Source organism: Arthrobacter silvisoli (assembly GCF_003369445.1).
GTDB classification, from domain to species: Bacteria; Actinomycetota; Actinomycetes; order Actinomycetales; family Micrococcaceae; genus Arthrobacter; species Arthrobacter silvisoli.
In genome coordinates, this window is record NZ_QRCU01000010.1 from 36,107 (window position 1) to 46,607 (window position 10,501).

General features: G+C 66.1%; 11 protein-coding genes and 1 pseudogene. 7 read left to right on the forward strand and 5 right to left on the reverse strand.

The window, feature by feature from the left end:
- The first annotated feature begins 81 nt into the window (after positions 1 to 81).
- The 6 genes from DWV11_RS01590 (at position 82) to DWV11_RS01615 (ending at position 5,715) form a co-directional block, all read left to right on the forward strand.
- A complete protein-coding gene (locus DWV11_RS01590; RefSeq protein WP_115787149.1) occupies positions 82 to 495 on the forward strand; it encodes a hypothetical protein in 414 nt (137 codons plus the stop codon).
- 497 nt (positions 496 to 992) lie between these two features.
- The gene (locus tag DWV11_RS01595; RefSeq protein ID WP_115787150.1) at positions 993 to 2,273 is read left to right on the forward strand and encodes an ABC transporter substrate-binding protein; all 1,281 of its coding nucleotides are present in this window, start codon (positions 993 to 995) and stop codon (positions 2,271 to 2,273) included.
- A gap of 79 nt (positions 2,274 to 2,352) precedes the next feature.
- The gene (locus DWV11_RS01600) at positions 2,353 to 3,372 is read left to right on the forward strand and encodes a carbohydrate ABC transporter permease (protein ID WP_115787151.1); all 1,020 of its coding nucleotides are present in this window, start codon (positions 2,353 to 2,355) and stop codon (positions 3,370 to 3,372) included.
- A gap of 1 nt (position 3,373) precedes the next feature.
- The gene (locus tag DWV11_RS01605) at positions 3,374 to 4,258 is read left to right on the forward strand and encodes a carbohydrate ABC transporter permease (protein ID WP_115787152.1); all 885 of its coding nucleotides are present in this window, start codon (positions 3,374 to 3,376) and stop codon (positions 4,256 to 4,258) included.
- 68 nt (positions 4,259 to 4,326) lie between these two features.
- Positions 4,327 to 4,551: a hypothetical protein gene (locus DWV11_RS01610; RefSeq protein ID WP_115787163.1), complete on the forward strand. Its 225-nt coding sequence runs from the start codon at positions 4,327 to 4,329 to the stop codon at positions 4,549 to 4,551.
- Positions 4,552 to 4,662: 111 nt separating this feature from the next.
- A complete protein-coding gene (locus DWV11_RS01615) occupies positions 4,663 to 5,715 on the forward strand; it encodes a LacI family DNA-binding transcriptional regulator (protein ID WP_115787153.1) in 1,053 nt (350 codons plus the stop codon).
- A gap of 46 nt (positions 5,716 to 5,761) precedes the next feature.
- Here the strand turns inward: DWV11_RS01615 and DWV11_RS01620 are convergent, their stop codons facing one another.
- The gene (locus tag DWV11_RS01620) at positions 5,762 to 6,628 is read right to left on the reverse strand and encodes a DUF8083 family protein (protein ID WP_115787154.1); all 867 of its coding nucleotides are present in this window, start codon (positions 6,626 to 6,628) and stop codon (positions 5,762 to 5,764) included.
- Positions 6,629 to 6,683: 55 nt separating this feature from the next.
- Positions 6,684 to 7,490, reverse strand: a complete 807-nt coding sequence (locus DWV11_RS01625; protein ID WP_115787155.1) for an exodeoxyribonuclease III — start codon at positions 7,488 to 7,490, stop codon at positions 6,684 to 6,686.
- Positions 7,491 to 7,573: 83 nt separating this feature from the next.
- Between DWV11_RS01625 and DWV11_RS01630 the strand changes: the two genes are divergently transcribed.
- Complete coding sequence (locus tag DWV11_RS01630) at positions 7,574 to 8,710, forward strand: NADH:flavin oxidoreductase/NADH oxidase (protein WP_115787156.1); 1,137 nt, start codon at positions 7,574 to 7,576, stop codon at positions 8,708 to 8,710.
- A 318-nt stretch (positions 8,711 to 9,028) separates the two neighbouring features.
- Here DWV11_RS01630 and DWV11_RS01635 read toward each other — a convergent pair whose 3' ends face one another.
- The 3 genes and pseudogenes from DWV11_RS01635 to DWV11_RS20595 form a co-directional block, all read right to left on the reverse strand.
- Complete coding sequence (locus tag DWV11_RS01635; protein WP_115787157.1) at positions 9,029 to 9,502, reverse strand: ribose-5-phosphate isomerase; 474 nt, start codon at positions 9,500 to 9,502, stop codon at positions 9,029 to 9,031.
- A 30-nt stretch (positions 9,503 to 9,532) separates the two neighbouring features.
- Positions 9,533 to 9,976, reverse strand: a complete 444-nt coding sequence (locus DWV11_RS01640) for a hypothetical protein (protein WP_425452034.1) — start codon at positions 9,974 to 9,976, stop codon at positions 9,533 to 9,535.
- Between the two features lie 37 nt (positions 9,977 to 10,013).
- Positions 10,014 to 10,310: pseudogene (locus DWV11_RS20595) on the reverse strand (DUF5134 domain-containing protein); the annotation flags it as partial.
- Positions 10,311 to 10,501: the final 191 nt, after the last annotated feature.

Consider the following 10,501-nt stretch of genomic DNA (forward strand, 5'->3'; position numbering starts at 1 on the left):
CTTTGCCCGGGCCGCCGGGGGACACGCGTCTGAGTGGAGCCGACGAACCAGGAACACGAGAACCAGGAGAAGGAGAGAACCATGAGCGAAGCAAACGGCAATGGAAACACTGAGGGTCAGGTTCCCGGGGGCGATGCGGTGGAGAACGTGAAGGAGTTCGCGGGCGATGCGGTGGAGAACGTGAAGGAGTTCGCGGGCGATGCGGTGGAGAACGTGAAGGAGTTCGCGGGCGATGCGGTGGAGAACGTGAAGGAGTTCGCGGGCGATGCGGTGGAGAACGTGAAGGAGTTCGCGGGCGATGCGGTGGAGAACGTGAAGGAGTTCGCGGGCGATGCGGTGGAGAACGTGAAGGAGTTCGCGGGCGATGCGGTGGAGAACGTGAAGGAGTTCGCGGGCGATGCCGTCGAAAACGCCAAGGAGTTCGCGGGCGACGCGGTGGAGAACGTCAAGGGGTTGGGCTCCAAGATCGCGGGCTTCTTCAAGGGCGACAAGTAGCGCCTGGTCCTCAGTCTGATGGCAGGTCCCGCCGGCAACGGCGGGACCTGCCATCGGTTCGTCCCGGACCTCTTCAGCATTCGGACCTGATTCACTCTTCGGGCCTCACCAGCCACGCGGCGCGGTTCGCCTTGACCTGGCCGTGGCTGACGGCGGCAACTCGCGGAACAGCTGCTGGGCGGCGTCGACCCCTAGTGCGGAAAGGCACTCCAGGCATGAGGTGATGCCGGGCAGCTCGCCCATCCCGTGGCCGTTCCCGCCGCGGACGAGCACGGCTGGACCAGGTAGATGTTCTTCGGTGTCGGAGCGGCCACGGCGGGGGGTTCCTTGGTCTCGAGTTGGTCACGGAGGGGTTATGTATTCCGTGTTTCCTAACGATTACGGGAATATGTGTAAACGCTTGCATTTTTCCCTCGATCCTCGCTAGTGTGAGCAGCACCACATCACATCGCCGCATAGCGGCAATCACCTGGTTCACTCATCGAGGAGTCCCGGAAATGAAAACTCGCAAGTACCTCCTTCCGGCCGCTGTTGCCGGCGTGCTCGCCATCTCTTTGTCCGCTTGCGGCGGCGGTGGCGGCGGGGGTGGAACCCAGAGCGGCGGCGGCGATGCAGCTGCCAATCTGGATGGCCGCGGCCCGATCACCTACGTCACCGGCAAGGACAACGCAGCCGTCCAGCAGCCCACAGTTGACCGTTGGAATGCCGCCCACCCGGACCAGAAGGTCACGCTGAAGGAACAGACCGACAAGGCCGACCAGCAGCACGACGACCTCGTGCAGCACTTCCAGTCCAAGGACCCGGGCTACGACCTGGTGACCGTGGACGTCGTCTGGACCGCAGAGTTTGCCGCGAAGGGCTGGCTGCAGCCGCTCAAGGACAAGATGGCCGTTGACACTTCGGCACTCTTGCCGGCCACGGTAAAGGCCGCAACCTACAACAACACCCTGTTCGCCGTTCCGGTCCACTCCGACGGCGGCATGCTGTACTACCGCAAGGACCTCGTCCCCACTCCGCCCAAGACCTGGGACGAAATGATGTCCATGTGCTCCATCGCCAAGTCGAACAAGATCGGCTGCTACGCGGGCCAGTTCCAGAAGTACGAGGGCCTCACGGTGAACGCTGCCGAGGCAATCAACACCTTCGGCGGCAAGATCGTGGATGACGCCGGCAAGTCCACGGTCAACTCGGCCGAAGCCAAGGAAGGCCTGGGCAAGCTGGTCGAAGCCTACAAGGACGGCAACATCCCCACTGAAGGCATCACCTTCCAGGAAGAACAGGGCCGCCAGGCATTCGAAGACGGCAAGCTCCTCTTCCTCCGCAACTGGCCGTACGTGTACAACCTGGCCAAGACTGACGGCTCCTCAAAGGTGAAGGACAGCTTCGCCGTTGCTCCGCTCCCCGGCAAGGACGGCCCCGGTGCCTCCTCGCTCGGTGGCCACAGTGCAGCCGTGAGTGTCTACTCCAAGTACAAGGCCACTGCCCTCGACTTCGCCAAGTTCCTCACCGAGGACGAACAGCAGAAGTTCTTCGCCCTGAAGGGTTCCCTGGCGCCGGTGAAGGCCAACATCTACACCGATGCTGAGATCGTTGCCCAGGCTCCGTACATGCCGACCCTGCTGACCTCCATCCAGAACGCCGTGCCGCGCCCCGTGACGCCGTTCTACCCGGGCGTCACCAAGGCCGTCCAGGACAACGCCTACTCGGCACTGAAGGGTGAGAAATCCGTAGACCAGGCGATTGCGGACATGCAGGCCGCAATCGACGCTGCCAAGTAGCGGTCCTCTACCCGCCGGAGAGCCGCCGCGCAGCGGCGGTTCTCCGGCTTCCCCAAAGAAGGGGAGAACAGGAGTCATCATGTCCACTGAGGCCCCCACGCCGACCAGTGCCAAAGAGACGTTGGCCGGCACGCATCACATGCCGGGCAAGGAAAGCGCTGACCGCCGCCAGGTCACCCAGGGCCGCTGGGCCTACACCCTGATACTGCCAACGCTCGTCCTGCTTGGGGTAGTCATCGTCTACCCCATCATCAATGCCATCATCATGTCCTTCCAGAAGGACTCCGGCCTCGATCCGGCCACCGGCTTCTTCACCGAAGGCGGCTTCGCCGGCTTCGAGAACTACACCCACTGGCTGCTGCAGCAGTGTGGTTCCGGGCCGGCGCTTGGTCCCTGCCCGCCGGGCACCCTTGGTGCGCAGTTCTGGGACGCCATGAGCACCACGTTCTTCTTCACGATCGTGACGGTCGCGCTGGAGACCGTGCTCGGCTTCTGGATGGCAGTCATCATGTCCCGCGCCTTCCGCGGCCGGGCCCTGGTCCGGGCCTCCGTGCTGGTGCCGTGGGCCATCCCCACCGCCGTGACTGCGAAGCTGTTCTTCTTCATGTTCGCCTTCGAAGGCATCGTGAACACACTTTTCGGCACCCAGATCCTCTGGACCGGTTCCGAATGGCCGGCTAAATGGGCCATCATCATCTCGGACGTCTGGAAGACCACCCCGTTCATGGCCCTGCTGATCCTGGCCGGGCTCCAGCTGATCCCGGACGAGGTCTACGAGGCGGCAAAGGTCGACGGCGCCTCGGCCTGGCAGCGTTTCACCCAGATCACGCTTCCCCTGGTCAAGCCCGCGCTGATGGTCGCGATCCTGTTCCGCACGCTGGACGTGCTGCGCATGTACGACCTCCCCGCGATCATGACCGGCGGTGCGAACAACACCACCACGCTTTCGATCCTGGTGGTCGACCAGATCAGGCAAGGCCTGAACAATGCCTCGGCCTTGTCCACGATCACCTTCATCGTGATCTTCCTCGTCGCGTTCATCTTCGTCCGCTTCCTTGGCGCGAACGCCGTGGACGCGGCAACTACCGGAAAGAAGTGACATGAGCACCGCAACCGCCACTGCTGCCCGGCACGCCGATGTTCCCGCCAGCCGCCGCGTCTTCGATTGGGCTCCGGCCCGCACCTACATCCAGGCTGCGATCATCCTCATCTGGTGCCTGGCACCGTTCTACTGGATGATCGTCACGGCCTTCCGCGACGTCGGCTACACCTTCGACCCGACGTTTTTCTTCACGCACGTGACGTTCGACAACTTCGCCACGGTGTTCGATGAATCGCGGGGCAACCACTTCGCCCAGAACCTGATCAACAGCCTCATCGTCGCGGGCATCACCACGATCATTTCGCTGATTGTCGGTGTCTTCGCGGCCTATGCCCTGGCCCGCCTGCGGTTCAGCGGCAAGAGCCTGGTGCTCGGTTTCATCCTGGGCGCATCCATGTTTCCCGGCGTCGCCCTCATCACCCCGCTGTTCCAGCTGTTCACGAACATTGGCTGGTTCGGCACCTACCAGGCGCTGATCATCCCGAGTATTTCCTTCTCCCTGCCGCTGGCGGTCTACACCTTGACCTCCTTCTTCCGGGAGATGCCGTGGGAGCTTGAGGAATCGGCGCGTATCGACGGCTGCACCCAGGGCCAGGCCTTCCGCAAGGTCATCCTGCCCCTCGCGGCGCCGGCCACCTTCACGACGGCGATCCTGACCTTCATCGGGGCATGGAACGAATTCCTGATCGCAAGCCAGCTGTCGGTGGACGCGACCAAGACCGTCACGGTCGCCATTGCGTCCTTCGCCGGTGCCCAGCCGCACCAGGAACCGTACACCGCCGTCATGGCCGCCGGAACCATCGTGACCATCCCGCTGGTGATCCTGGTGCTGATCTTCCAGCGCAAGATCGTGGCCGGCCTTACCGCGGGCGCGGTCAAGTGAGCCGTCCCGGACACCCCGCAGCTTCCGACGGCGGCAGCCCCGCCGTCGGGGGCTCCGCGGACAAGGACATCCACGCACGCCGCAAGCGCCGTTCGGCCGAGGACCTGGACATCCTGATCGGTTTCCTTGGCTTCTGGGCCCTGGTGCTGCTTGTCACCACAGTCTGGATGGAAGTCACCGCCCAGCCTGCACTCGGCTGGGCCCTGGGGCTCCTCGCCGCCGTGCTGGGACTGTGGGGACTTGTGCGCTTGCGTCGGCGGCTGCCCGCCCGGACCGGGCGCCGGTTCGAATAGGCAAGCGGCAAAAAGAGCGCGGAACCCGGGGACATCTGCCGGCGGGATAAACTGTATACCAGCCCTCGGCAGGGACTTCCCGCCTCCGTGCGGTCTCAGGAGAGGGTTTCATTGGCGAAGACGAGCGAGCGGTCCCAGCGCGGAGGGCATGCCGGGGTAAGCATCGAAGACGTCGCAGCGGCCGCCGGAGTTTCAACGGCCACAGTTTCCCGGGCCGTGCGGGGACTGCCCCGGGTCTCTGCAGCCACCAGGGCGAAAATCCTCAGGATCGCCGGGGAACTTGGCTACGTCGCCTCCTCGTCGGCGTCCGGACTGGCCACCGGCCGGACCCGCACCGTCGGCGTGCTGGCCCCCTACGTGGACCGCTGGTTCTTCTTCAAAGCCATCGAAGGCGTGGACCGGGAACTGCACGCCAACGGCTACAACCTTTCGCTCTTCAACCTCGGCGGGCAAAGCGGAAGCCGCGAACGCCTCTTCAGCAAGACCATGGTCTACAAGCAGATCGACGCCTTGCTGGTGCTCTGCATGTCCCTCACCCCGGAAGAAGTGGGCGACCTTCAGCGGATCGACATCCCCCTCGTAGTGGTCGGCGGGCCCGTGGAATCCTGCCCCAGCATCGGGATCAACGACTTTGCGGCCTCCGTGGAAGCCACCGAGCACCTGCTGAAGCTGGGCCACCGCAGGATCGCGTTGCTCCACGGCCAGGACGATTCCGACCTCAACTTCGCCGTTCCCCGCCTCCGCGTGGAGGGCTTCATCAAGGCCATGAAGGATGCCGGCTTAACCCTGCCGCCCGAGTGGGACATCTTCGGCAATTTCACCGTCAGCAGCGGGCAGGCCGGCTTCGACGAGCTGTGGTCCAAGCCTGGACCGAAGCCGACCGCGCTGTTCTGCGCCTCCGACGAAATGGCGATCGGCGCGATGCTGCAGGCCCGGCGGCGCGGCGTGCGCGTGCCAGAGGAACTCTCGATCATCGGCATCGACAACCACGAATTCTCCGAGGCCATGGGGCTGACCACCATTGCCCAGAGCCCCCTCGAACAGGGCCAGCTAGGCACCCGAATGCTTCTTGAAGAGCTTGGCGGGACTGCAGGATCCATCCGATCGGTCACCGCCGAGCACCACCTGATCGTCCGGGAAACGACGGCCCCGCCCGCAGCCTGAAGCTAGACCGCCTGAAGCTAGGCCGCCTGAAACTAGCCGCCTGAAGCTACGAGGCGCGGGCCAACTGCCGGATCGGGATCCAGCGCGACGCCAGCCGGCGGTACGCCGCGGCCGCGCCGGTCATGTCGCCCTCGGCCAGGCACTCGATGCCCAGCCGCACATCCAGCGGAGACTCGTCCGGGTAGACCTTGTCCGCCACCGCGCCGTAGTCCAGTTCCACCATCGAGTCCACGTGGAACATCTCCAACCATTCGGTCAGTTGCGTGAGGTCGTCCAGCATGTCCAGGTCCGGTGCCGCGAGGGCCAGGTTGGCTACAGCGAAACGCGCCCGCTCCAGCGCCTCGGTCAACGGCACCCACACCCGCACGGTGAGGATGCGGCCGTTGCCCTCCACCACCTCCTTGTGGTCCGCCTCCTGGAACAGCGAGAACCAGCTGAACGGAATGCCCCACGTGGAGGCCCGCGTATGCACCCGCTTGGAATCCTGGCCCGCATTGATCCGGTCGATCCGGAGCTGGTGCTTCTCGCGCTGGTCCACCGGGATGAGCAGCTCCGCGAGGGAACCGTGGATGCCTTCCATCAAGGCGTTCGCCGCCAGTCCGGCGCGGATCACCAGCTGGCTGGGGCAGTAAAGGAGGCGGCCGCCGTCGTGCTTTCCACCTTCGGCGGGGGCGCGCGTCACCCGGACCAGGTCCGTGTGGCCGGTGGGGAAGGGGTCGCCCCCGGGGCGCGTGACACGGCCGAGGGAAGCGAGGAGTTCGGCGTGCTCGACGGCGGCCCGGGAGCCGCCGCGGGTGCCGCTGGCTTCGAGCTGTGCGCGCTGCCGCTCGGGGAACGCCTCAAGCGGCTCGTAGACGCGCAGGGCAGAGGAAAAGGGAAGCCCTGCCTGGCCGCGGTAGAAGTCTTCGCTCATTGCAGCCCCGCCTCCTTCACCTGTTGCCTGCCTGTCTACGGAAAGCCGGTCCGCGTCAGTCCGCGAGCTCGACAATCACCGGTGCGTGGTCCGACGCGCCCTTGCCCTTGCGCTCTTCCCGGTCGATCTGCGCGCCGGTGACGCGGGCCGCCAGCGCCGGGGAGGCCAGGACGAAGTCGATGCGCATGCCTTCCTTCTTGGGGAAGCGCAGCTGGGTGTAATCCCAGTAGGTGTAGACGCCGGGGCCCGGCGTGTACGGGCGGACGACGTCGGTGAAGCCGGCGGCTTCGAAGGCGTGGAACGCGGCTCGCTCGGGTTCGCTGACGTGGGTCATGCGGTTTGCCAGGAAGAAATCGATGTCCCAGACGTCCTCGTCCGTGGGGGCGATGTTCCAGTCACCCATCAGCGCGATCTGGCTCTCCGGCTTCTCCGTGACCCAGCCGGCAGCGTGGCCCTTCAAGGTGTCCAGCCACTTGAGCTTGTAGGGCATGTGCTCATCGTCCAGGGAACGGCCATTGGGCACGTAGAGGCTCCAGACGCGCACCCCGTTGCAGGTAGCGGCGATGGCGCGTGCCTCCTGGACAGGGTCCTTGCCTGCTTTGCCGAAGACCGGCTGGTCGAGGAAGGTGCGTTCGACGTCGTCGAGCCCCACCCGGGAGGCGATCGCGACGCCGTTCCACTGGCTCAGCCCGAAGTGCGCCACCTCGTAGCCCATGCGTTCGAAGAGTTCCCAAGGAAAGTTGTCGTCCTTGCACTTCGTTTCCTGGATGGCCAGGACGTCGCAGTCGCTGCGCTGCAGCCAGGCCTCCACACGGTCGGCACGGGCACGGAGGGAGTTCACGTTCCAGGTAGCAATCTTCACAGGCACTAACTTACCGAACTTGGCAGGGCGGGTCTGCGGGTACCGTACGGAATACCCCGCACGGATCCCTCGTTGCCACCGACGTGAGCACACTTTTCTCCGAAGCCGTCCTTTCCGCCCCGTCCGGCCAGCTCGTGCTGCGCAACCGGACCTTCCTCGCCCCGATGTGCATGTACTCCGTCGACGCCCGCGACGGCGTTCCCACTCCCTGGCACTTCGTCCATCTCGGAGCGCGGGCCGCGGGCGGGTTCGGCATGGTGATCGCTGAAGCGACCGCCGTCGTGCCGGAGGGACGCATCTCGCCCGAGGACCTGGGCCTCTGGAACGACGGGCAGGCGGCGGCTTTCAAGCCCATCACCGCCTTCATCAGGAGCCAGGGCGCCGCCGCCGGCGTCCAGCTGGCGCATGCCGGCGCCAAGGCGTCCACCTACGGCAACGTGCCGCGCTTCGTTTCACAGGGACTCACCGGGTCCGTTCCACCCGGCGACGGCGGCTGGGTCACCGTGGCGCCGTCGGCCACCTCTGCATTCGGCTTGGCCGAGCCGCATCCGCTGTCCGTGGACGAGATCGGGGACTCCGTTGAAACGTGGGCGGATGCCGCCCGGCGTGCCGACGAGGCGGGCTTCGATTTCGTCCAGATCCATGCCGCCCACGGCTACCTGATCCACCAGTTCCTGTCTCCGCTGACGAACACGCGGACGGACGGGTACGGCGGCTCGTACGAGGGCCGCACCCGGTACCTGCGGGAAGTGGTTACCGCCGTGCGCGCCGCATGGCCGGCGGAAAAGCCTCTGGGCGTGCGCTTCTCCGGCTCCGACTGGGTGGACGGCGGCTGGACCATCGAAGAGACAGCGCGGCTGTCCGTGGAACTCCGTTCACTGGGCGTCACCGTGTTTGACCTGTCCAGCGGTGGGATCGGCGCCTACCGGGGGCCGGTGGGTCCGGGCTACCAGATCGCGCTGGCGGACGAAGTGAAGAAGGCCCTCGCCGCCGATGCGGCTGCGCGGGGCGTGGAAAACGACGCTTTCGTGACCGCCGTCGGAATGATCACCACGGCCCAGCAGGCGGAGCAGGTGCTGGTGAACGGCCAGGCCGACGGCGTCTCGATCGCCCGCGCCGCCCTGCGTGAGCCGAACTGGGCCGCACTGGCAGCACGGGAACTCGGCGAGGCGTTGGAGAAGACCCCTTCCGCGCCGCAGTACTGGCGCGCGCACTGGTGATGCCGGCTTTGTAAGGGCGGGTCGGCTCTGTGAGGGCGGGTCGGCGACGTTCCTTCCCGCCTGCAATGTGGTTCACGGCCGCTCGCTGCGCTTGACCGACCCCTGAGCTGCGGAAATGCCGCTGCTTGTCCGGTGAAGGCGGGAGCAACCGGGAGGGAACGTCACCTGGCGCAAGGGTGCACGCCGCTGCGCCGCCGTGGCCGGGACCGTTTCGGGCGCCCTTCGGGCTCAGGTGGTCATGGTGGCGGACATGAGGGCCATGGCGGTGGCGCCGAGGGCTTCGAGTGCGTGTGTGGTGTGATAATCGGCTTGGTCGGCTCAGTAGGCGACGACGCCGGTGGCCTCGTAGCTGGCGATCTTGCCGATGCGGCGCATATGGCGTTCGGCGTTGCTGAAGGGTTCCGCCAGGAAGGCCTCAATCAGCTCGGTGGCCTCTTCGACGGTGTGCTGGCGTCCGCCCACGGCCACCACGTTGGCGTCGTTGTGTTCGCGGGCCAGCTTTGCCGTGTCCAGGTTCCACACCAAGGCAGCGCGCACGCCCTCGACCTTGTTCGCGGCGATCTGCTCGCCGTTGCCCGAACCGCCCAGCACGATGCCGAGCGCGTCCACGCCCGCGGCCTGGTCGGCGACCACGGCCTGCGCGGCCTTGATGCAGAATCCCGGGTAGTCGTCTTCGGCGTCATAGACCGAGGGCCCGTGATCCACCATCTCGTAGCCGCTGGCGGAGAGCGCCGTGATCAGGTGGGAGCTAAGCTCCATGCCGGCGTGGTCGGTTGCGATGTGAACGCGCATGAGTGGGTCCTTAAGGTTGATGGGTTCTGCTCAGGTGGTCATGGTGGCGGACATGAGGGCCATGGCGGTGGCGCCGAGGGCTTCGAGTGCGTGTGTGGTGTGGGTGGGGTGTTTGTGGTTTGCGTGCGGGTGGTTTGGGTGGCGGGTGGTTCGTTTGCGGAGCAGCAGGATGGTGAAGACCACCGCGGCGGTTGCGAAGAGCACGGTCATGGCGAGGGCGAGGGCGGGGGCGGGTGCCAGCACGGGGGAGCCGGAGGCCGTGGCTGCGGCGGTGGTGTGGTGGTGTGCGTGGGTCATGGGCATGGTCATGCCGGTGGTGCTCTTTGTTGCCGTGGGGTCGGGGGTGGTGTGGGGTGCCATGAGGGCGATCATGAGGGCGGCGGCGCTCATGGAGAGGGCGTGGTAGGCGCAGCCGAGGCGGCGTGTGGTGCCGGTGCAGAGGAGGGGGAATTCGGGGCGGGCGACGGCTTGGATGGTGAACCAGAGCGCGGCGCCGGGCGCAGCCGAGGCGGCGTGTGGTGCCGGTGCAGAGGAGGGGGAATTCGGGGCGGGCGACGGCTTGGATGGTGAACCAGAGCGCGGCGCCGGCCAGGAGGGTGATCTGGGCCAGGAGGGTGGCGGGGGCGAGGTTCCAGAGCATGGCGGCCATGAGCAGGTGCATGAGGGCGTGCAGGGCGTTGTTGACACGGTCTGTGGCCTGGCCGGTGCGTACGGTTCTGGCCAGGTGGCCGGCTGCGCCCAGGAGCAGGACGGCGGTGAGGGCCCAGTTGAGTGCGGGGATGCTGAACACGCCGATCACGCCTTTCACGACAGCCAGGGAATTGGTGGGGGGTGGGTTCGGTCCCCGGCACGGTGTGGGCGTGCCGGGGACCGAAGCGGTGTTGCCGGTTTACTAGCGGTGTTGCCGGTTATTTGGTGCTGCAGTGTCCGCCGGTGGTGCCGCGGGTTTCGGTGGGCAGGTTCAGGGTGGGGTTCTGGTTGAAGAAGCCGTGGGGTTCG